Raw genomic sequence first — 19,934 nt, forward strand, 5'->3', positions numbered from 1 at the left:
AGGAGGGAACATGAGCGCTTTTGAAAAGACCCCCGGCTGGCTGGACTGGTACGCCGGCCCCTCCAAGCCCAAGTTCCAGGTGCCCGCAGGCGCTGTCGATGCCCACTGCCACGTCTTCGGCCCTGGTGATGAATTCCCGTTCGCGCCCGAGCGCAAGTACACGCCCTGCGATGCCAGCAAGCAGCAACTGTTCGCGCTGCGCGACCACCTGGGCTTTGCGCGCAACGTCATCGTGCAGGCCACCTGCCACGGCGCCGACAACCGCGCCATGGTCGATGCCTGCAAGGCCGCCGGCGGCAAGGCGCGCGGCGTGGCCACGGTGCGCCGCAGCGTGACCGACGAGGAACTGCAGGAACTGCACGCCGCCGGCGTGCGCGGCGTGCGCTTCAACTTCGTCAAGCGCCTGGTGGACTTCACGCCCAAGGACGAGCTGATGGAGATCGCGGGCCGCATCGCCAAGCTCGGCTGGCATGTGGTCATCTACTTCGAGGCCGTGGACCTGCCCGAGCTGTGGGATTTCTTCACCAGCCTGCCCACCACCGTGGTCGTGGACCACATGGGCCGCCCCGACGTGAGCAAGCCCGTGGACGGGCCCGAGTTCGAGCTGTTTCTCAAGTTCATGCGCGAGCACCAGAACGTCTGGAGCAAGGTCAGCTGCCCCGAGCGCCTGTCCGTCACCGGCCCCAAGGCGCTGGACGGCGAGCAAAATGCCTACCGCGACGTGGTGCCCTTCGCCCGCCGCGTGGTCGAGGAATTCCCCGACCGCGTGCTGTGGGGAACCGACTGGCCCCACCCCAATCTGAAGGACCACATGCCCGACGACGGCCTGCTGGTCGATTTCATCCCGCACATTGCACCGACTGCCGAGCTGCAGAAGAAGCTGCTGGTCGACAACCCCATGCGTCTGTACTGGCCCGAAGAAGCCTGAAGGCGACCATGTCCGGCCTGGGTGCCGGACATATTCAAGGAGATATCCATGGCATTGGACAAACCCTATCTGGACGTGCCCGGCACCATCATTTTCGATGCCGAGCAGTCCCGCAAAGGCTACTGGCTCAACCAGTTCTGCATGTCGCTGATGAAGGCCGAGAACCGCGAGCGCTTCAAGGCCGACGAGCGTGCCTACCTGGACGAATGGGCCATGAGCGAGGAGCAGAAGCAGGCCGTGCTGGCCCGCGATCTGAACTGGTGCATGCGCACGGGCGGCAACATCTACTTCCTGGCCAAGATCGGCGCCACGGATGGCAAGAGCTTCCAGCAAATGGCCGGCTCCATGACCGGCATGTCGGAAGAGGAATACCGCAACATGATGGTGAGCGGAGGCCGTTCGGCCGAAGGCAACCGCCGCGTGGGCGAGGAGGGCGATGCCCAGGCCCACCGCCAGCCGCAGGGCAAGGCCGGCAGCGTGGACAAGAACAACAAGGAAGGCAACTGACATGGCGCGCATCACCGCATCCGTCTACACCTCGCATGTGCCCGCCATCGGCGCGGCCATGGACCTGGGCAAGGTGGGCGACCCCTATTGGCAGCCGCTGTTCAAGGGCTTCGAGCACTCGCGCCAATGGCTCAAGGACAACAAGCCCGACGTGATCTTCCTGGTCTACAACGACCACGCGACCGCGTTCAGCCTGGACTTCATCCCGACGTTTGCCATCGGCACGGCCGCGGAATACCAGCCCGCCGACGAAGGCTGGGGCCCGCGCCCCGTGCCCAAGGTCGTCGGCCATCCGGAACTGGCCAGCCACATTGCGCAGTCGGTGATCCAGCAGGACTTCGACCTGACCATCGTCAACAAGATGGACGTGGACCACGGCCTGACCGTGCCGCTGTCGCTGATGTGCGGCGAGCAGGACGCGCGCACGGGCGCCTGGCCCTGCCCGGTGATTCCGTTTGCCGTCAACGTGGTGCAGTACCCCGTGCCGTCGGGCCAGCGCTGCTTCAACCTGGGCCGGGCCATTCGCCGCGCCGTGGAAAGCTTCGACGAAGACCTGAACGTGCAGATCTGGGGCACGGGCGGCATGAGCCACCAGCTGCAGGGCGCGCGTGCGGGCCTGATCAACAAGGAGTGGGACAACCGCTTCCTTGACCTGCTGATCGAGAACCCTGCCGGTTTGGCCAAGATGCCGCATATCGACTACGTGCGCGAGGCTGGCTCCGAAGGCATCGAGCTCGTGATGTGGCTGATCGCGCGCGGCGCCATGGCCGATGTGGATGGCCCCGCGCCGCTGCCCAAGGTCAACCACCGCTTCTACCATGTGCCCGCGTCCAATACGGCCGTGGGACACCTCATCCTGGAGAACGGCTGAGGCCCCCACGTTCATCACTGCGTGTATTCACTGCCCCCCGAGGGGGCCTTCGCCTCCTTGAGGCGGCTCTACGGAGACTCATATGAGCAACAAGACCATCAAAGTCGCCCTGGCGGGCGCCGGTGCCTTCGGCATCAAGCATCTGGACGGCATCAAGAACATCGACGGCGTGGAAGTCGTCTCCCTGGTGGGCCGCGAGCTGGCCAAGACCCAGGAAGTGGCCGACAAGTACGGCATCCAGCATGTGACCACCGAGCTGGCCGACAGCCTGGCCCTGCCCGAGGTGGATGCCGTCATCCTGTGCACGCCCACGCAGATGCACGCCGCCCAGGCCATCGAATGCCTGAAGGCCGGCAAGCATGTGCAGGTGGAGATCCCGCTGGCCGACAGCCTCAAGGACGCGCAGGCCGTGGCCGATCTGCAAAAGCAGACCGGCCTGGTAGCCATGTGCGGCCATACGCGCCGCTTCAACCCCAGCCACCAGTGGGTGCACAAGAAGATCGCGGCCGGCGAGTTCAACATCCAGCAGATGGATGTGCAGACCTACTTCTTCCGCCGCACCAACATGAACGCGCTGGGCCAGGCCCGCAGCTGGACCGACCACCTGCTGTGGCACCACGCTGCCCACACCGTGGACCTGTTCGCCTACCAGGCCGGCAGCCCCATCGTGAAGGCCAACGCCGTGCAAGGCCCCATCCACCCGGAACTGGGCATTGCCATGGACATGAGCATCCAGCTCAAGGCCGCCAATGGCGCCATCTGCACGCTGAGCCTGTCGTTCAACAACGACGGCCCGCTGGGCACCTTCTTCCGCTACATCGGCGACACCGGCACCTACATCGCGCGCTATGACGACCTCGTCAACGGCAAGGAAGAGAAGATCGACGTTTCCAAGGTCGACGTGTCCATGAACGGCATCGAGCTGCAGGACCGCGAGTTCTTCGCCGCCATCCGCGAAGGCCGCGAGCCCAATTCCAGCGTGGCCCAGGTGCTGCCCTGCTATCAGGTCCTGCACGATCTGGAAAAACAGCTCACCCCCTGAGCCTCTTCGCGTCTTCCCCCTAAAAGGGGGACGACACCCTCGGTGCGGGGCGGCCCTTCCTCGGTGTCTCTGAGTTGGGCCGCGCCAGTTTTACGCGTATTTGATCGTAGGAGAGCGATGCCACTTGGGCGTGGCACGACGATCATGTTTCCACCCGGAGTACCGCAATGACCGATTCCTCCTCCAGCAGCCGGGAAGACGTGCCCGAGGTGTCCAATCGCCTCGGGATCGACGGCATAGAGTTCATCGAGTACACGACCAGCCAGCCCCAGGCCCTGGGCCAGGTGCTGGAGGGGCTGGGTTTTCGCCCCGTGGCGCGGCACCGCTCGCGCGAGGTGACGCTGTACCGGCAGGGGGACATGAACCTGGTGGTCAATGCGGGCGCTGCCGATGCGCTGGCCCATGCCGCGTCCGACGGGCAGCCCGTCATCTCGGCCGTGGCGCTGCGCGTGCAGGATGCCCTGCAGGCGCATACGCGCTGCATCGAGCTGGGAGCCTGGGCGGCGCCCAGCCAGGCCCAGGCGATGGAGCTGCACATTCCGGCCATCCACGGCCCGGGTGGCAGCCGCTTCTACTTTGTCGATCGATGGCAGGAGTTCTCCATCTATGACATCGATTTCAAGCCCATCGCCGGGGCCGATCCCCATCCGCCGGCGCTGGCCGGCCTGGGCTATTTCGGCGTGGTCCAGTACATAGGGCGTGGCCGCAGCGCCGACTGGATCACCTACTTCGAACGCATGTTCGACTTCCACCTGCTGCCCGATGCGCAGCGCTTCGGCATCCTGCCCAAGGGCAAGCTCATGCGCAGCCCCTGCAAGCGTTTCCTGTGGCAGCTCATCGAGCCCGATCCGGGCCTGGAGTGGGACGACATGCCCGAGCGCCTGCAGCGCATCGGCCTGGGCACCACCGACGTGCCTGCTGCCGTGCAGGCCTTGCGCCAGCGCGGCGTGGAGTTCGTGGAATCGAGCCGCCTGCACCCCGATGACCGCGGCGCGCTCACGCGCAACGCCATGGGCACCGTGGTGTTCGAGCTGGTGCACCGCGACGCCTAGCGCAAAGCCTGGCGCGCCGCCGTCCGATTCAACCGCCGATACACACAACGATCCTGGAGGGCAACATGGGCTTGCTGGACAGCTATGGCATGGACACCATCACTCTGAATGGCTCGCTGGAGGCCAAGCTCGACGCCATCCGGCGCGCGGGCTTCACCCAGGTCATGCTCAGCGCGCGCGACCTGGCCGGCCACCCGGGCGGCGTCAAGGCGGCTGCGGCGGCGGTGCGCGCCAGCGGCCTGCGGCCCACGGGCTTTCAGGTGCTGCGCGACTTCGAGGGCCTGTCCGACCATCTGCACCACTACAAGGTGGACATCGCCAAATCCATGCTGGAGATGTGCGCCGAGATCGGCAGCCCCGTGCTGCTGGCCTGCTCGTCCACCTCGCGCCATGCCACGGGCGATCTCGACGTGATTGCGCGCGACCTGCGCAAGCTGGCCATGCTCGGCATTCCGCTGGGCGTGAAGATCGCCTACGAGGGCCTGTCCTGGGGCCGCAACGTCAACGAATTCACCACCAGCTGGGACGTGGTCTGCCGCGCCGACATGTCCAACCTGGGCATCGGCCTGGACTCCTTCCACATCCTGGCCGCCAAGACGCCGCTGGATGCGCTGGAGCTGATCGACCGCGACAAGATCTTCCTGGTGCAGCTGTCCGACTTCATGTGGCATGACGCGCCCACCTTCGAGGAACGCATGGCCACGGCGCGCACCTTCCGCGTGTTTCCGGGCGAGGGCGTGCACAGCGAGCGCCTGGCCGACCTGGTGCTGCGCCTGGACCGCCTGGGCTACCGTGGCGACTACAGCTTCGAGGTCTTCAACGACGACTACCAGCAACTGCCGCTGGACACCGTGGCCGAGCGCGCGCGCCGCAGCGCGCAGTGGCTCAACGACGACGTGCTGCACCGGCCCGTGCCGCTGCCGGCCTGGGCGCGCACGGGCGTGCGGGGCGCTGCGGTTTGACGGCAAAATCGTTGTGCGAATGCACTGCAAGGGAGCGCCGGCCGCTCCCTTTCTTCTTTTCCCTGTGAGCCACCATGACCAACCTGTCCACACGAAACCTGGGTCCCTTCTCCGTCAGCGCCGTCGGCCTGGGCTGCATGAACCTCAGCCACGCCTATGGCCATCCGCCGTCGCCCGAGCAGAGCAGGGCCGTGCTGCATGCGGCGCTGGACGCCGGTGTCACGCTGTTCGACACGGCGGCGCTGTATGGCTTCGGCGCCAATGAATCCCTGGTCGGCCCCGTGCTCAAGTCCCACCGCAACCACATCACCCTGGCCAGCAAATGCGGCATGGCCGGCGTGCGCGGCGACGACGGCGTGGTGCGCCGCGTGATCGATGGCCACCCCAGGACCCTGCGCCGCAATTGCGAAGACAGCCTGCAGCGCCTGGGCACCGATGTCATCGACCTCTACTACCTGCACCGCTGGGACCGCCGCGTGCCCATCGAGGAATCGGTGGGCGAGATGTCGCGCCTGGTGGAAGAGGGCAAGGTGCGCGCCCTGGGCCTGTCCGAGATCGGCGCCGACGCGCTGCGCCGCGCCCATGCCACCTTCCCCATCGCCGCGCTGCAAAGCGAGTATTCGCTGTGGTCGCGCAATGCCGAGCTGGGCACGCTGCAGGCCTGCAAGGAACTGGGCATTGCCTACGTGGCCTTCAGCCCGCTGGGCCGCGCCTTCCTCACCGGCAAGCTCCAGGAGGTCCAGGGCCTGGTCAAGGGCGATATCCGCGCCGCCATGCCGCGCTTTGCGCCCGAGGCCTATGCGAAGAACCTGCAGCTGCTCGCGCCCATGCAGTCCATTGCCGAGCGCGCCGACTGCACGCTGGCCGAGCTGGCCATCGCCTGGGTGCTGCACCAGGGCGAGCATGTGATTGCCCTGCCGGGCACCACCAGCGTGGACCACCTGCACGAAGACCTGCGCGGCGGCGCCGTGCGCCTGGATGCGGCCCTGCTGGCTGAACTGGACGACCTCTTCAAGCCCGAGCGCATCCAGGGCGACCGCTATGCCGTGGCCTCGCAGCGCGAGGTGGATACGGAAAAGTACGCGTTCGAGACCGTCTGAACACGCCGCAGGCCGCTCATGGCATGGATGCGGCCAGGTCGAATGGCGCCGTGGGCGTGCCCTGGTGGAAGCGCATCTGCCAGCCCCGCGCCGTGCGCAGCCAGACCGAAGAGCGCAGCGTATGCCGGCCGGCCGTTCCATCCTCGGCCACGCTGGCCGAGCGGTAGGTCAGCAGCGCGCTGTCCGGTCCCAGGCGCGCCAGCGCAAAGCCGCCTGACACCAGCCGGGCAGGGGCCTGTGCTGGCAAGGCGTCCGCCAGGCTGTCCACGGTGGCGGCCCGGTCGTGCATGCCGCCCGATCGGCCGAATTCCAGGAAGTCTTCATGCAGCAGCGCCTGCAACTGGCCTGCGTCCGATCGCACCTGCGGATCGTGCAGCTGCACTTCCAGTGCCTGCAGATGCTGCAGCAGATGGTCGTTGCCGCCATGCATGTCCAGGTCAGGAAGTTGCGCCATGGCCGTGTTGTTCACCATCAGATCAGATCCCGCATGGCCTGCGCCGTCTCGCGCAGCATGGGCAGCACGCGCGCCACGGCGTCCTTGCCGGTTTCGCGGCCCATGGGCATGGTGATGTTGAGGGCGCCGGCCAGCGCGCCGTGGCGGTCGCGCAGCGGCACGGCAATGCCGCGCGAGTCCAGGTTCAGCTGCTGCTCGCACAGGGCCCAGTCCTGGGTGCGGATCAAGGCCAGCTCGCGGCGCATTTCGGCGGGGCAGGTGATGGTGTGCGAGGTGAAGACCGTCAGCGCGCGGTTGTCCAGCCAGTGCTCCAGCTCGGCGTCGCTGCGCATGGACAGCATCAGCATGCCGGCCGCCGTGACCTGGGCCGGCACGCGCGCGCCCAGCACGTAGCCGGTGTTCATGTTGCGGTTGGGTCCGTTGCGCGCGATGTAGACCACCTCGTCGTCGTCCAGCACCGCCAGGTAGGCGGTTTCATGGGTGCCGGCGGCCACGCGCTGCAGGAACGGCTGGACGATGCGCGGCAGCCGCGCCGACTCCAGGTACGACTGCCCCAGCCGCAGCACGCGCGGCGTGAGCCAGAACAGCTTGCCGTCCCCCGCCACGTAGCCCATGTGCTGCAGCGTCAGCAGGTAGCGCCGCGCGGCGGTGCGCGTCATGCCCGTGCGCTGGCCGGCCTCGGCGGCCGTCATGCGCGGGTGGGCGTCGTCAAAGGCTTCGATGATCGATACGCCGCGTTCCAGTCCGGCAATCCAGTCGCGCTGGGCGAGGGTGGAAGGTGTTGTCATGACGGTTTTGATTTTTCCGTATTAACCCTGGGTGCGTGCGATTATCGAACAGCGCGGTGCGATCAGCGCACATGCCTTTCGAAATTGGCTTGGGCGCATCCATAGGCGGGAACTACATTTTTTACATCCCGCCGGCCTGGCCGCAAGCATCGGGCAGGGGCCTTTTCTACATGGAGGAGACAACACATGAGCGCAACCCCGATACACACACAGCCCACCGGGCACCAGCCGCGCAAGGCCGCCACCAGCGGCTGGATAGGCTCGGCCCTGGAGTACTACGACTTCTTCATCTACGCCACGGCGGCTGCGCTGATCTTTCCGCAGATCTTCTTTCCGCAGGGTGATCCGGCGATTGCCATCATCGCCTCGCTGGCCACCTATGGCGTGGGCTATGTGGCGCGGCCCATCGGCGCCTTCGTGCTGGGCCACCTGGGCGACACGCACGGGCGCAAGCAGGTGCTGGTGTGGTGCATGTTCCTGATGGGCTTTTCCACCATCGCCGTGGGCCTGCTGCCCACCTATGACCAGGTCGGCCTGTGGGCGCCCGCGCTGCTGGTGCTGATGCGGCTGATACAGGGCTTCGCGGTGGCCGGCGAGATCTCGGGCGCCAGCTCCATGATCCTGGAGCATGCCCCGTTCGGGCGGCGCGGCTTCTTCGCCAGCTTCACGCTGCAGGGCGTGCAGGCCGGCCAGATCCTGGCAGCGGCTGTGTTCCTGCCGCTGGCGCACTACATGCCCACCGAGCAGTTCAACAGCTGGGGCTGGCGCATTCCCTTCATCCTGAGCTTCGTCGTCATCATCGCGGGCTGGATCATCCGCCGCGAGGTCAACGAGACCCCGGCCTTCACGGCCGCAGGCCGCAGCGAGGCGCGTCCGCGTTCGCCCGTGGTCGAGGCCTTCCGCCACCATTCGCCCGACATGCTGCGCGTGGTCTGCATGGCGCTGATGAACGTGATCCCGGTGGTGGCCACCATCTTCGGCGCGGCCTATGCGGTGCAGCCCGCCTACGGCATCGGCTTCGCCAAGGACATGTACCTGTGGATTCCCGTGGTGGGCAACATCGTCGCGGTGCTGGTGATCCCCATGGTGGGCAACCTGTCCGACCGCATCGGCCGGCGCCCGCCCATCATCTTCGGCGCGCTGCTGTCGGGCCTGCTGGCCATCGGCTACCTCTACGCCATCAGCGAACGCAACATGCCGCTGGCCTTCGCCATGTCCATCCTGATGTGGGGCGTGGTCTACCAGGGCTACAACGCGGTGTTCCCCAGCTTCTACCCCGAGCTGTTCCCCACCCGCACCCGCGTCTCGGCCATGGCCATCTCGCAGAACCTGGGCACGGCCATCACCGCCATGCTGCCCGCGCTGTTCACGGCCGTGGCGCCTCCGGGTGCGCACAACATCTGGCTGACCGTGGGCCTGATCGCCTTCGGCATCACCGTGGTGGCCGCCCTGGCCGCGTGGAGCGCCCGCGAGACCTACCGCGTGCGCATGGAAGACCTGGGCGAGGCCGGTGCGCAGCCCGTGGCAGCTGCCGAGTACGACCGCCTGCGCAACCAGGCCCTGGCCCAGTCCGGCCGCTGAATCCTGCAACCCAAGGCATCCGAAGGCCCCAGGAAATGATTTCCGGAAAAACCACACTCATCGCGCACATCGGCGACCCGACCGAGACCTTCAAGTCGCCCATGATCTACAACCCATGGTTCGACGGCCGGGGCATAGACGCCTGCGTCGTGCCCATGGGCGTGAAGGCGGCGCATTTCGCCAGCGACTTTGCCGCCATCATGCGTTTCACCAACCTGCGCGGCGCGCTGATCACCATGCCGCACAAGGTGTCCGTGGTGGACCTGGTGCACGAGGTCACGCCCGCCGTGCACATTGCAGGCGCCTGCAATGCCGTGCTGCGGCGCGAGGACGGCACGCTGCTGGGCGACCAGTTCGACGGCGCGGGCTTTGTGCGCGGCGTGCTGCGCAAGGGGCGGCAGTTGCAGGGCGCGCGGGTGCTGATTTCCGGGGCGGGTGGCGTGGGCTCGGCGATTGCCGCCTCGCTGGCGGCGGCCGGCGTGGGCGAGCTGATGCTGTTCGATACGCGGGACGAGAGCGCGCAGGCCCTGGCCGGGCGGCTCGCTGCCTACTACCCGAGGATGAAGGTGGGCACGGGCTCCAGGGACCCGCAGGGCTTTGACGTGGTCGTCAACGCCACGCCGCTGGGCATGAAGGACGATGACCCGCTGCCGTTCGATGTGCAGCGCATCGCACCCACCGCCTTTGTGGGCGAGGTGGTGATGAAGTCCGAGTTCACGCCGCTGCTGCGCGCCGTGCGCGACAAGGGCTGCGACTTCCAGGTGGGCACGGACATGCTGTTCGAGATGATTCCCGCCTACCTCGAATTCTTCGGCTTCGGCAGCGCCACGCCCGACCAGCTGCGCGCCACCGCCCACATCTCCTACTGATCCAGCCGACAGACAACCGGCCCTGAATGCGTCCAGGGCAGGGCGCAGCCACGCCCGAAAAAGCATTTTTCACAGAGAAGGAGACAAGACCATGCAACAGCAAATGCACCAGACACCGCGAGTGCCGCAGCGCGGGGCCCTTCGCATCCTGGCCCTGACCACCGTGCTGGGCGCCTGGGGCGCGGGTGCCCAAGCCCAGTCCTCGGTCACCATCTACGGCAGCGTGGACCAGTACATCAACCACATGCGCAGCAGCTCGGGCGCATCCATGACCACGCTGGAGGACGGTGCCCTGCTGCGCAGCCGCCTGGGCTTTCGCGGGCAGGAAGACCTGGGTGGCGGCCTGTACGCGAAGTTCCAGCTGGAGATGGGCATCAACGCCGACAACGGCACGCAGGCCGACAGCACGCGCGGCTTCGACCGCCAAAGCTGGGTGGGCCTGGGCGGCGGCTGGGGCGAGGTGCGGCTGGGCCGGCAGAACACCGTGATCTTCGGGCGCGGCGACTACATCGACTTCACCTCGCGCACCTTGGGATCGATGGTCAACAACTTCGGCGTGCCCTCGCGCTTCGACAACGACATCTCCTACACCTCGCCGCGCATGGCCGGCTTCCTGTTCGAGGCCCACTACGCCATGGCCGAGACCGGTGCTCCAGCGCGCCAGGCCATCTACCAACTGGGCCTGGACTACCTGAACGGCCCCTACCGCGTGGGCTATGCAGGCCTGTATGCGCGTGCGCCGCAGAGCGCGGCCTATACCGACGCGGTCCGCTACGACAACCTCTACGCCAACTACGACTACGGCAAGGGCAAGGTCCAGCTGGCCTTTGTGCGGTCCAACAACAGCACGGCAGGCTCGGCGGGCAACAACACGGGCACGGTGCTGGGCAATGTGGGCGGGCTGGTGGCGGGCACGAACACCGACGTGCGCCGCTTCTACCGCGTCTGGCAGCTGTCGGCCGACTACCGCGTGACGCCGCAGCTGCGCGTGGGCGCACTGTGGGGCCGCATACAGGATGGCTCGGACAGCGGGCGCGGCGCATCGGGCGGCGCGGTCGCGGCCTACTACGACCTGTCCAGGCGCACCATGCTCTACGCGGTGGCCGAGCAGTTGAAGAACGACCGCAACGCGGGCTTCCGGCTGGCGGCCTCGGGCGGCATGAAGCCCAACTTCACATCGGCCGACGACGTCAACGGCCGCACCATCAAGGGCGTGCAGCTGGGCGTGCTGCACCGCTTCTGAGGGGGCATGCCATGGCACAGCTGCACCCGCTTCGCATTGCCGTGGCCGGCGCCGGCGCGATCGGCCAGGCCCATATCGCCGCCATCGGGGCCCAGGCGGATTGCCGCCTGTCCGCCATCGTGGACCCGGCGCCGGCAGCCCGGGAGCTTGCCCAAAGGGCCGGAGTGCCGCTGTGGCGCGACCTGGGCGAGCTGATCGCCCATGACCGGCCCGACGCCGTGGTGCTGGCCACGCCCAACCGCCTGCATGCCCCGCAGGCGGCGCAGTGCATGCATGCGCGCCTGCCCATCCTGCTGGAAAAGCCCGTCACCTCCACCGTGGCCGAGGCACAGCGCCTGGCCGCGCTGGCCGAGCGCAGCGGCGCCCGCGTGCTGGTGGGCCACCACCGCGCCCACAGCCCGATCATGGCGCGGGCCGCGGCCCTCATCGCCCAGGGGCGGCTGGGCCGCCTGGTGGCCGTGACCGGCGCGGCCCTGTTCTACAAGCCGGACGCCTATTTCGAGGAAGGCCCCTGGCGCCGCGAGGCCGGGGGCGGCCCCATCCTGCTCAACATGATCCACGAGGTCCACAACCTGCGCATGCTGTGCGGCGACATCGTGGCCGTGCAGGCCTTCGCCTCGCATGCCACGCGCGGTTTTGCCGTGGAAGACACGGTGGCCATCAACCTGCGCTTTGCCAGCGGTGCGCTGGGCAGCTTTGTGCTTTCGGACACGGCCGCCAGCGCGCGCAGCTGGGAGCAGACCTCGCAGGAGAACAAGGCCTATGCCAGCTATGAGGACGAAGACTGCTACCTGGTGGCGGGCACCTTCGGCTCGCTGGCCATACCGAGCATGCGGCTCAAGACCTATGCATCGGCCGGCCAGCGCTCCTGGAATGAGCCCTTCGACCTGGATGTGGCCGCCGTGGAGCGCTCGGACCCGCTGGTGCGCCAGATGGCCCACTTCGCCCAGGTGGCGCGCGGGCAGGCTGAGCCGCTGGTCAGCGTGCACGACGGCCTGCGCAACCTGCAGATCACCGAGGCCATTGCAGAGGCGGCGCGTACCGGTGCCGCCGTCGAGACCCCGGTGGCATGAACGAATCCCTGAATCGAGGACACCCCATGAAGACCATCCTGATGCTGCACGGCATCAACCACAACATGTTCGGCCAGCGCGATCCGGCGCAGTACGGCACGGTCACGCTGGCCGAGATCGACGCCTCGCTGCGCAGCCTGGGCAGCCAGCTGGGCTGCGAGGTGGACAGCTTCCAGACCAATTGCGAAGGCGCCATGTGCGAGCGCATCCACCAGGGCTTTCGGGACGGCGTCGATGGCGTGCTCATCAACGCCGGTGCCTGGACGCACTACAGCTACGGCATCCGCGACGCGCTGGCCATGCTCACCGTGCCCGTGGTGGAGATCCACATGAGCAACATCCATGCGCGCGAGCCCTTCCGCCACCACTCGGTGTTTGCCGACATCGTCCGGGGCCAGATCTGCGGCTTCGGCGCGGACAGCTACCTGCTGGGCCTGCGGGCCGCGCTGTCCGCCGTCGCATAGGATGCCTGGCGCGCAACTGGCCATGTATCTCCCTTGGAACTGCCTCGCTCGACGCGCGGCATGCCGTGACCAGGCTTCATTGAGATGAACTTCGCTGATCCCGGCCCGCGCCGCTCCGTTTCCTTTCTCCTGCTGCTGCCGCTGCTGCTGGCCGCGCAGCCGGTCGCCACCGATGGCTATCTGCCGGCGTTGCCCGAGATCGCGCGCGACCTGGGCTCGGCCAGCAGCAGCCTGACCGTGTTCATGCTGGCCTTCGGTGTCGCCCAGCTGGTGTGCGGACCGCTGGCCGACCGCTTCGGGCGCCGGCCCGTTCTGCTGACGGGTTTGGCCTGCTACACGGCAGCGGCGGCAGGCTGTGCGCTGGCGGGCAGCGCGGACGCACTGGTGGCCTGGCGCGCCGTGCAGGGCGCGGCCATGGCGGCCATCCTGGTGTGCGCACGGGCTGCGGTGCGCGACCTGTATCCGGCCCATGAAGGTCCGCGCATCATGGCCCGCGGCCTGATGGGCCTGGGGCTGGTGGCCCTGGTGGCGCCGATTGCCGGTGCATGGGCAGTCCAGGCCGCCGGCTGGCGCTGGGTGCTGGGGGCGATGGGCGTCTACTCGCTGGCTTTGCTGGCACTGTGCTGGCGCATGTTCAGCGAGTCGCGGCAAGCGCCGGCGGAGTCTGCCCCGGTCCTCGCATCCGTACCCGTATCCGTATCCGCTGGCGGTGTGCGCCAGGTGTTCGCCGACCCCGGCTTTTGCGCCTGGACGGCGCTGGCCGCAACCACCTACGGCGGCATCTTCTGCTTTTTGCTGCTGTCGCCGATGGTGTACGTCGACCTGTTCGGCCTGTCGCCCGTGCTCTACGGCTGGATTCCAGCAGGCGGCTCGCTGGTCTACATCTTCAGCATCACATGGTGCCGGCGCCTGCTGTCGCGCCACGGGCCGGTGCGCACGGTGCAGCTGGGCGCTTCGCTCAGTCTGCTGGGGCCGTGCATCCAAATCGCCGGCTGCGTGCTGGCGCCGGCCTCGCCCTTTCCACTGCTGCTGGGGCACGCGGTGTATGCACTGGGCCATGGCCTGCACCAGCCTTGCGGCCAGGCGGGCGCGGTGGGTGGCCTGCCGCCGCAGCTGGCCGGGCGGGCCGTGTCGTGTTCGGGCTTCGCGATCATGTGCGTGGCCTTCTGCGCCGGCCAGCTGGCGGCGCAATTTGTCGATCCGACCATGCGCCACGGTGCCTGGCCGATGGTGCTGCCCATGGCGCTGGCGGGCGTTGTGCTGGTCCTCATCGCCTTTGTCTGGCTGCCGTGGCTGTACCGGGTGCAGTCAGCGCAAAGGATTCAGCCCCGGTCATGACACCGCTCATGCATCCGCGCGGTATTCACCCCGATGCTTCATGAACCGGTGGTAGGACATGCGCAGGTGCAGCTGCATCACCTGGCGTGCCAGCTCTCCATCCCTGGCACGTATGGCGATCACCAGGTCGCGGTGGTGGTGCAGGCTTTGCACCAGCTCTTCGGGCGTGTAGATGTAGAACGACCGCTTGATGATCGGCATGTCGATCATCGTCGCCAGCATGGTCTTGAGGCGCGGCGAGCCCGATGCCTCGATCAGCGCGTGGTGAAAATCCCGGTTGGCTGACTGCACCTCGCCAATGCCGTCGTGGCCAGCGGCAATGCCGGCCTCCATGCGCTGGTTGCTGGCCTCCAGCTCATCGGCCAGCCCCTCGCCGCCGCGCGTGGCCGCGAGGAACGAGGCGTACGGCTCCAGCAGCATGCGCAGCTGGAAGGTCTCCTCCACATCCCAATCGCTCCACTCCGACACGCGGATACCCTGGCCCGCGCCATCGGTGGCCAGGCCATCTTCCACCAGGCGGTGCAGCGCATTGCGCACCGGCGTGCGGCTCAGTCCCAGGTCGCGGGCAATGGGTTCCTCCTTGAGCTGTTCGCCGGGTCGGTAGTGGCCGCCGATGAGCCGCTGCCGCAGAACCTCGTACGCCTTGTCTTTCACGTTTTGCACTGTGTTTGCACCAGATGGGTGGGGATGGTGCGCCGATTCTAGGTGACGACGGAAGGGCTCTCCGAGCTGCGCTTCATTCCGAAAAATACAAAACAAGTACAAATATTCGAAGTTCTACGGGAAATCTCTAGGAAGAAAAAGGAGATGTGCTCCGTAGACTGCGATAAATGTTTTAAATTTGTATTTTTATGAAGTTCGCAATACTGGGTGGTGGAATGGTCGGCGCCTGCTACATGCAGGCCTTTTTGGAGCAGGGGCACAGCCTGGTGTGCCTGTGCGAGCTGCAGCCCAACGCTGCGGTGGCCGACGCCGTGCAGGCCGCTGGCGCGCAGGTGCATGCCGCGCCCGGCGCCTGGCTGGCCGAGGCCGACGTGGTGGTGAGCGCCGTGTTCGGCACCGTGGCGCGCAGCCTGTTCGAGGCCTGCCTGCCCCATCTGCGCGATGGCGTGGTCTATGTGGACATGACCACGGCCGACCCGCAGGAGATGCGCGAATGCGGCGAGCTGGCCCGGCGCGTCGCCCAGGGCAGGGCGGTGCACTTCGTGGACGTGGCCATCACCGGCGCGGTCAACCTGGGCGGCAGCAAGACGCCGCTGCTCGTGGCCGGTGGCAAGGCCGGTTTTGTACAGGAATTGTTCTTGCCCCTTGGCGGCTCCGTTCGCGTGGTGGGCGGACAGCCGGGCGATGCCGCCGCGCTCAAGCTCCTGCGCAGCATCTACACCAAGGGGGCCGAGGCGCTGGCCGTGGAGTGCCTGGTGACGGCCCAGCAGATGGGCCTGCGCGAGCAACTGCATGCCGTGCTGCAGGACATCGACGAGACACCGCTGCGCACGCTGATGGAGTCCATGGTGCGCACGCACATCCCGCATTCCGCACGCCGCCGCAACGAGGTGGCCGAGGCCCGGCAGCAGATGGCCCGCAACGGCCTGGCGCCCATCGCCTTGACCGCCGTCGAGGCGCTGTTCGCCGCCACGGCCCGGGCGCATGCGGTGCAGCCCTTCACCGGCACCTCCACCGACGAGGCCATCGATTGGCTGGGCAGCCACGTGCTCGCCAGCCGCCCCTGATCAACGTACCCCTGCGCCAACCGACACCACCAAAGGAGACATCCGCAATGACGACCCCGACCCGACGCCGCCTGGCCCTCGCCGGCCTGCTGGCACTGACCGCTGCCGCCGTGGCCCCGGCCCATGCCCAGGGCACCTATCCGCAGCGGCCCATCAGGTTCATCGTGCCCTTTCCGGCCGGTGGCGGCACCGACAACCTCACGCGGCTGGTCGGCACCAAGCTCACCGAGGCCCATGGGTGGGCCATCGTGGTGGAGAACAAGCCCGGTGCCGGTGGCAACCTGGCTCTGGACCAGGTGGCCAAGGCCCCCGCCGACGGCCTGACCCTGGTGATGGCGCAGACCGACAACGTGGTGCTCAACCCGCTGCTGTACTCCAAGCTCACCTACAACCCCGACAAGGACCTGCGCGCCGTGGCCCTGGTCGCAGCCGGCCCGGCCGTGCTCGTGGTGAATGCCGATTCCCCGTACAAGTCCCTGGACGACATCATTCAGGCGGCGAAGAAGGAACCCGGGCGCCTGAGCTTTGCCACGCCGGGCACCGGCACCATTTCGCACCTCATCAGCGAGGCCTGGCAGAAAAGCTCGAATGTGAAGTTCACCCACGTGCCGTTTCGCGGCATGGCGCAGGCCATGCCCGACCTGCTGGGCGGGCGCATCGACATGTACATGGGCTCCATCCCCACGCTGCTGTCGCACATCCAGTCGGGCAAGGTGCGCGCCATCGGCGTGACCACCGCGAGCCGCTCCAAGCTGCTGCCCGACGTGCCGACCTACACCGAATCCGGCATCAAGGGCGTGGAGCTGGCCAGCGTGTGGGGCGTGATGGCCCCGGCCGGCACCTCCGACGCCATCGTCAGGCAGCTCAACGAAGCCATCAACAAGGTGGTGAACGCACCCGACACGGCCAGGAAGATCGCCGACTCCGGCGCCGAACTCATCACCGGCACACCGCAGGACATGGCCAGGCTCTACGCCAGCGACCGCGCACGCCTGGCACCCATCGTCAAGAGCTCTGGCACCACGCTCGATTGAGCGGCACGGCTTTCATTCCATCCACTCTGAGCACCACACCATGATCGGTCTTCAAATTCTGAAGCGGCAACGCGCTGTCAGCCTGGATATTGCCAGGCGCTATCTCGACGTGCCTGTCGCCAACGTCAGCGACTGCATGGCCCGCATGACGGCTGGCGGCGCGCGGCTGCGCCCCATGCACGGCGGCGGGCGCATGGCCGGCCCCGCGTTGACCATCAAGACCCGCCCGGGCGACAACCTCATGCTCCACAAGGCACTTCAACTGGCCAGCCCAGGTGACGTGATCGTGGTGGATGCCGGTGGCGACCTCACCAACGCACTCATCGGAGAAATCATGGTCGGAGACGCCATGCGTCGCCAGCTGGGCGGCATCGTGATCAATGGCGCGATCCGGGACGCGGCATGGATTCGTGCTGGCAGCTTCCCGGTATTCGCCGCGGGCGTCACGCACCGCGGACCCTACAAGGATGGCCCGGGCGAAATCAATGTGCCTATCGCCATCGATGGCATGGTGATCGAGCCCGGCGACCTCATGATTGGCGATGACGACGGCTTGCTGTGCGTACCCTATGCGCAAGCGCAGGCCCTGCTGGATGCAGCACATGGAAAACAGATGGTTGAGGCCAAGATGGTGGCCGACATCGCTGCCGGTACCTACAGCGCGCCATGGATCGACGAGACGCTCAAGCGTCTGGGCTGCCCGATTCAGCCGTAGCGCCGGCGCTGCAGCATCCATCCTGCATCCATTCATCACCCATCGCCCGTCCGCCTCAGACCTCGGCCAGCGCCTTCAGATGGCTTTCCAGGCCACCGGTGCCGCTGGCCGCGTTCACATGGTCGAAGTAGCCGTACCAGCCGCTGGCCTTGATGCCCGCCAGCAGGGCATCGCGCGCGGCGGTATCGGGAAAGCGCCAGATGCCCAGGAAGCGGTGCGGGCTGGCCTGGTCCAGGCCGCGCTCGGTCTCGGCCAGGGCCAGCACCTGCACGCCCATGGCAGCCAGGCCGCCCATGGCGCTGGCAACCGCGTCCAGAAACTGCTGGCGCTGCGCGGCGGGCAGGGCCAGCCAGGCGGGGTTGGGGGAATAGAGCTCGACCAGATAGTGGGACATGGTGTTTCCTGGGGTTGAGGCGCTGTGCGCCGGGTGTGATGCTGGCATATTGTATGGTAGCTAATTATATGCTGGCACCATGGCAGGCATCCTGTGCCGTCGATGGCTGTGCTCTGGCGCTGCCTTCCATCAGGGGTTTGCGCATATCCATATGCGGCAGGCTTGTTTGCGATAGCCAGGTTGGCCTTTAGGCTGGCGCGCTTTGACCACGCCATGTCCAGCCCCGTCGCAACTGTCCATTCCGATTCCCGTCCCGGCGCCTTTGCCATTTCATCCCAACCCGCCACGGCGTTGCACCTTGCCACGCCCGCCACGCTGGCGGCCGTGCTGGAGCAACTGTCCCCGGCCCAGGCCCGATGGGCGCGCGCCGCAGGCTTTGATGCGCAGCCGGGCCGCATCCTGCTGTTGCCCGGCATGCAGAGCGAAGTGCAGAGGGAAGGGCAGGGCGAGGGCACTGCCCTCGCTGGCGTGCTGGTCGGCGTGGACCCGGACCAGCTGCTGTGGCAGCTGGCCGGCCTGCCGGCTGCGCTGCCGCCCGGCACCTATGCGCTCGCCGATGCGGATGAGGCTCAGAGGCCGCATCTGCTGCTGGGCTGGGCACTGGGCGCGCTGCCATCGACCCGCCAGGCGCGGCAGTCGGATGCGGCAACCGCTCCATCACTCGCTCTATCACTCGCTCGGTTGGTGGCAAGCCCCGATGAGCAGGCCGCCGTCGCGCCAATGGCCGCCGCCATTGGCGAGGTGCGGTGGCTGGTCAACCTGCCTGCCAACCAGCTGGGTCCCGAACAGCTGGCCCAGGCCGTGGCCGACCTGGCCGCGCGCCATGGCGCGCGCTACCGGCAATGGGTGGGCGACGAGCTGCCCGCCGCAGGCTTTGCCCTGGTGCACGCCGTGGGTCGGGCGGCGTCCCGGGCGGCCCAGGCGCCGCGCGTGGCCGAGCTGACCTGGGGCGATGCCGCGCTGCCCCATGTGGTGCTCATCGGCAAGGGCGTGTGCTTTGACTCCGGCGGGCTGGACCTCAAGCCCGCCGCAGGCATGCGCTGGATGAAGAAGGACATGGGCGGCGCCGCACACGCCCTGGCCCTGGCCGATCTGCTGATGCAGGCGGGCCTGCCCATCCACCTGAAGCTGCTGGTGCCTGCGGTGGAGAACGCCGTGGGTGCCGGTGCGCTGCGGCCCGGCGACATCATCGAGGCCGGTGACGGCCGGCGCGTGGAGATCGAGAACACCGATGCCGAAGGCCGGCTCCTGCTGGCCGATGCGCTGCACCACGCCATTCGCAGCGCGCCCACGCCGCCCGCGCTGCTGATCGACCTGGCCACGCTCACGGGCGCTGCGCGCACGGCGCTGGGGCCGGACCTGCCTGCGCTGTTCAGCAACCATGACGGCTGGGCCGATGCGCTGCTGGCCCAGGGCCGCGCGCAGGCCGACCCGCTGTGGCGCCTGCCCCTGTGGGCGCCGTACCGCCGCATGCTCCGTTCCGACCAGGCCGACCTGCTCAACGCCGCCAGCACGCCACAGGGCGGCGCCATCACGGCTGCGCTGTTCCTGGAGAGCTTTGTGCCGCCCGAGCTGCCCTGGCTGCACCTGGACCTGTTCGCCTGGAATCTGGAGGAGCGCCCCGGCCGGCCCAGGGGCGGCGAGGCTCAGGGCCTGCGCGCGCTGTACGCCCTGCTGTCGCAGCGCTTTGCATCTGCGCGCAGCGCATTTGCATAGGCGCAATCGGGCTTTGCGGCGGGCTGGTGGCTCCACACAATCGGCCGTCTGGTGCAGCCGGCGCGGCACCCGC

Annotated in this window: 21 protein-coding genes; 17 read left to right on the forward strand and 4 right to left on the reverse strand. The window is 67.7% G+C overall.

Annotated elements, in window-relative coordinates; genetic code table 11:
* The first annotated feature begins 10 nt into the window (after positions 1-10).
* From GRX31_RS16710 to GRX31_RS16740, 7 genes are all read left to right on the forward strand, one after another.
* Positions 11-928 carry an amidohydrolase family protein gene (locus tag GRX31_RS16710; protein ID WP_016454682.1) on the forward strand — a complete coding sequence of 306 codons (918 nt, stop codon included), beginning with the start codon at positions 11-13 and terminating at the stop codon, positions 926-928.
* 48 nt (positions 929-976) lie between these two features.
* Positions 977-1,435 (forward strand): protocatechuate 4,5-dioxygenase subunit alpha, encoded by a 459-nt coding sequence (gene ligA, locus GRX31_RS16715; RefSeq protein WP_016450431.1) that lies wholly within the window; start codon positions 977-979, stop codon positions 1,433-1,435.
* A gap of 1 nt (position 1,436) precedes the next feature.
* The gene (locus GRX31_RS16720; protein ID WP_070080319.1) at positions 1,437-2,306 is read left to right on the forward strand and encodes a class III extradiol dioxygenase subunit beta; all 870 of its coding nucleotides are present in this window, start codon (positions 1,437-1,439) and stop codon (positions 2,304-2,306) included.
* Between the two features lie 82 nt (positions 2,307-2,388).
* On the forward strand, positions 2,389-3,348 hold the full coding sequence (locus tag GRX31_RS16725; RefSeq protein ID WP_016450429.1) for a Gfo/Idh/MocA family oxidoreductase: 960 nt from the start codon (positions 2,389-2,391) through the stop codon (positions 3,346-3,348).
* 167 nt (positions 3,349-3,515) lie between these two features.
* Entirely contained in the window at positions 3,516-4,400 is an 885-nt protein-coding gene (locus GRX31_RS16730; RefSeq protein WP_160853792.1) for a 4-hydroxyphenylpyruvate dioxygenase, read from the forward strand.
* A gap of 65 nt (positions 4,401-4,465) precedes the next feature.
* Positions 4,466-5,362 (forward strand): sugar phosphate isomerase/epimerase family protein, encoded by an 897-nt coding sequence (locus GRX31_RS16735; protein WP_016450427.1) that lies wholly within the window; start codon positions 4,466-4,468, stop codon positions 5,360-5,362.
* Positions 5,363-5,436: 74 nt separating this feature from the next.
* Entirely contained in the window at positions 5,437-6,462 is a 1,026-nt protein-coding gene (locus GRX31_RS16740) for an aldo/keto reductase (protein WP_043792810.1), read from the forward strand.
* A 16-nt stretch (positions 6,463-6,478) separates the two neighbouring features.
* Here GRX31_RS16740 and GRX31_RS16745 read toward each other — a convergent pair whose 3' ends face one another.
* Together GRX31_RS16745 and GRX31_RS16750 are read right to left on the reverse strand one after the other, a co-directional pair.
* A complete protein-coding gene (locus tag GRX31_RS16745; RefSeq protein WP_237426707.1) occupies positions 6,479-6,916 on the reverse strand; it encodes a nuclear transport factor 2 family protein in 438 nt (145 codons plus the stop codon).
* Between the two features lie 17 nt (positions 6,917-6,933).
* Positions 6,934-7,704: an IclR family transcriptional regulator domain-containing protein gene (locus tag GRX31_RS16750; protein WP_012206241.1), complete on the reverse strand. Its 771-nt coding sequence runs from the start codon at positions 7,702-7,704 to the stop codon at positions 6,934-6,936.
* Positions 7,705-7,890: 186 nt separating this feature from the next.
* Here GRX31_RS16750 and GRX31_RS16755 point away from each other — a divergent pair, with 186 nt between their 5' ends.
* The 6 genes from GRX31_RS16755 (at position 7,891) to GRX31_RS16780 (ending at position 14,272) form a co-directional block, all read left to right on the forward strand.
* Positions 7,891-9,285, forward strand: coding sequence for an MFS transporter (locus tag GRX31_RS16755; protein ID WP_160853796.1), 1,395 nt, complete (start codon positions 7,891-7,893; stop codon positions 9,283-9,285).
* Positions 9,286-9,320: 35 nt separating this feature from the next.
* Complete coding sequence (locus tag GRX31_RS16760) at positions 9,321-10,154, forward strand: shikimate dehydrogenase family protein (RefSeq protein WP_160853798.1); 834 nt, start codon at positions 9,321-9,323, stop codon at positions 10,152-10,154.
* 91 nt (positions 10,155-10,245) lie between these two features.
* The gene (locus GRX31_RS16765) at positions 10,246-11,397 is read left to right on the forward strand and encodes a porin (RefSeq protein WP_160853800.1); all 1,152 of its coding nucleotides are present in this window, start codon (positions 10,246-10,248) and stop codon (positions 11,395-11,397) included.
* Between the two features lie 11 nt (positions 11,398-11,408).
* Positions 11,409-12,470 carry a Gfo/Idh/MocA family protein gene (locus tag GRX31_RS16770; RefSeq protein ID WP_160853802.1) on the forward strand — a complete coding sequence of 354 codons (1,062 nt, stop codon included), beginning with the start codon at positions 11,409-11,411 and terminating at the stop codon, positions 12,468-12,470.
* A gap of 26 nt (positions 12,471-12,496) precedes the next feature.
* Positions 12,497-12,934: a type II 3-dehydroquinate dehydratase gene (aroQ, locus tag GRX31_RS16775; protein WP_160853804.1), complete on the forward strand. Its 438-nt coding sequence runs from the start codon at positions 12,497-12,499 to the stop codon at positions 12,932-12,934.
* An 84-nt stretch (positions 12,935-13,018) separates the two neighbouring features.
* The gene (locus GRX31_RS16780; RefSeq protein ID WP_160853806.1) at positions 13,019-14,272 is read left to right on the forward strand and encodes an MFS transporter; all 1,254 of its coding nucleotides are present in this window, start codon (positions 13,019-13,021) and stop codon (positions 14,270-14,272) included.
* Between the two features lie 6 nt (positions 14,273-14,278).
* Here the strand turns inward: GRX31_RS16780 and GRX31_RS16785 are convergent, their stop codons facing one another.
* Positions 14,279-14,935: a GntR family transcriptional regulator gene (locus tag GRX31_RS16785; protein ID WP_061289444.1), complete on the reverse strand. Its 657-nt coding sequence runs from the start codon at positions 14,933-14,935 to the stop codon at positions 14,279-14,281.
* Positions 14,936-15,123: 188 nt separating this feature from the next.
* Here GRX31_RS16785 and GRX31_RS16790 point away from each other — a divergent pair, with 188 nt between their 5' ends.
* Genes GRX31_RS16790 through GRX31_RS16800 form a run of 3 tightly spaced genes read left to right on the forward strand, consistent with a single transcriptional unit; the run spans position 15,124 to position 17,751 of the window.
* Positions 15,124-16,002 (forward strand): NAD(P)-dependent oxidoreductase, encoded by an 879-nt coding sequence (locus GRX31_RS16790; RefSeq protein WP_160853808.1) that lies wholly within the window; start codon positions 15,124-15,126, stop codon positions 16,000-16,002.
* Positions 16,003-16,049: 47 nt separating this feature from the next.
* Complete coding sequence (locus tag GRX31_RS16795; protein ID WP_061289450.1) at positions 16,050-17,036, forward strand: Bug family tripartite tricarboxylate transporter substrate binding protein; 987 nt, start codon at positions 16,050-16,052, stop codon at positions 17,034-17,036.
* Between the two features lie 40 nt (positions 17,037-17,076).
* Positions 17,077-17,751 (forward strand): RraA family protein, encoded by a 675-nt coding sequence (locus GRX31_RS16800; protein ID WP_016451449.1) that lies wholly within the window; start codon positions 17,077-17,079, stop codon positions 17,749-17,751.
* Between the two features lie 55 nt (positions 17,752-17,806).
* On the opposite strand, the gene GRX31_RS16805 is transcribed toward GRX31_RS16800, so the two are convergent.
* Positions 17,807-18,145 carry a DUF6616 family protein gene (locus GRX31_RS16805; protein WP_017404661.1) on the reverse strand — a complete coding sequence of 113 codons (339 nt, stop codon included), beginning with the start codon at positions 18,143-18,145 and terminating at the stop codon, positions 17,807-17,809.
* Between the two features lie 213 nt (positions 18,146-18,358).
* Between GRX31_RS16805 and GRX31_RS16810 the strand changes: the two genes are divergently transcribed.
* The gene (locus GRX31_RS16810; RefSeq protein ID WP_160853810.1) at positions 18,359-19,861 is read left to right on the forward strand and encodes a leucyl aminopeptidase family protein; all 1,503 of its coding nucleotides are present in this window, start codon (positions 18,359-18,361) and stop codon (positions 19,859-19,861) included.
* The last annotated feature ends 73 nt before the right edge of the window (positions 19,862-19,934 follow it).

The sequence above is a fragment of the Delftia sp. CH05 genome (genome assembly GCF_009827015.1).
GTDB classification, from domain to species: Bacteria; Pseudomonadota; Gammaproteobacteria; order Burkholderiales; family Burkholderiaceae_C; genus Comamonas; species Comamonas tsuruhatensis.

Bases quoted from the DNA above. Each gene is read 5' to 3' on its own strand.
- GRX31_RS16710 (WP_016454682.1), top strand. From the start codon at position 11: ATGAGCGCTTTTGAAAAGACCCCCGGCTGGCTGGACTGGTACGCCGGC.
- ligA (WP_016450431.1), top strand. From the start codon at position 977: ATGGCATTGGACAAACCCTATCTGGACGTGCCCGGCACCATCATTTTC.
- GRX31_RS16720 (WP_070080319.1), top strand. From the start codon at position 1,437: ATGGCGCGCATCACCGCATCCGTCTACACCTCGCATGTGCCCGCCATC.
- GRX31_RS16725 (WP_016450429.1), top strand. From the start codon at position 2,389: ATGAGCAACAAGACCATCAAAGTCGCCCTGGCGGGCGCCGGTGCCTTC.
- GRX31_RS16730 (WP_160853792.1), top strand. From the start codon at position 3,516: ATGACCGATTCCTCCTCCAGCAGCCGGGAAGACGTGCCCGAGGTGTCC.
- GRX31_RS16735 (WP_016450427.1), top strand. From the start codon at position 4,466: ATGGGCTTGCTGGACAGCTATGGCATGGACACCATCACTCTGAATGGC.
- GRX31_RS16740 (WP_043792810.1), top strand. From the start codon at position 5,437: ATGACCAACCTGTCCACACGAAACCTGGGTCCCTTCTCCGTCAGCGCC.
- GRX31_RS16745 (WP_237426707.1), bottom strand. From the start codon at position 6,916: ATGGCGCAACTTCCTGACCTGGACATGCATGGCGGCAACGACCATCTG.
- GRX31_RS16750 (WP_012206241.1), bottom strand. From the start codon at position 7,704: ATGACAACACCTTCCACCCTCGCCCAGCGCGACTGGATTGCCGGACTG.
- GRX31_RS16755 (WP_160853796.1), top strand. From the start codon at position 7,891: ATGAGCGCAACCCCGATACACACACAGCCCACCGGGCACCAGCCGCGC.
- GRX31_RS16760 (WP_160853798.1), top strand. From the start codon at position 9,321: ATGATTTCCGGAAAAACCACACTCATCGCGCACATCGGCGACCCGACC.
- GRX31_RS16765 (WP_160853800.1), top strand. From the start codon at position 10,246: ATGCAACAGCAAATGCACCAGACACCGCGAGTGCCGCAGCGCGGGGCC.
- GRX31_RS16770 (WP_160853802.1), top strand. From the start codon at position 11,409: ATGGCACAGCTGCACCCGCTTCGCATTGCCGTGGCCGGCGCCGGCGCG.
- aroQ (WP_160853804.1), top strand. From the start codon at position 12,497: ATGAAGACCATCCTGATGCTGCACGGCATCAACCACAACATGTTCGGC.
- GRX31_RS16780 (WP_160853806.1), top strand. From the start codon at position 13,019: ATGAACTTCGCTGATCCCGGCCCGCGCCGCTCCGTTTCCTTTCTCCTG.
- GRX31_RS16790 (WP_160853808.1), top strand. From the start codon at position 15,124: ATGAAGTTCGCAATACTGGGTGGTGGAATGGTCGGCGCCTGCTACATG.
- GRX31_RS16795 (WP_061289450.1), top strand. From the start codon at position 16,050: ATGACGACCCCGACCCGACGCCGCCTGGCCCTCGCCGGCCTGCTGGCA.
- GRX31_RS16800 (WP_016451449.1), top strand. From the start codon at position 17,077: ATGATCGGTCTTCAAATTCTGAAGCGGCAACGCGCTGTCAGCCTGGAT.
- GRX31_RS16805 (WP_017404661.1), bottom strand. From the start codon at position 18,145: ATGTCCCACTATCTGGTCGAGCTCTATTCCCCCAACCCCGCCTGGCTG.
- GRX31_RS16810 (WP_160853810.1), top strand. From the start codon at position 18,359: ATGTCCAGCCCCGTCGCAACTGTCCATTCCGATTCCCGTCCCGGCGCC.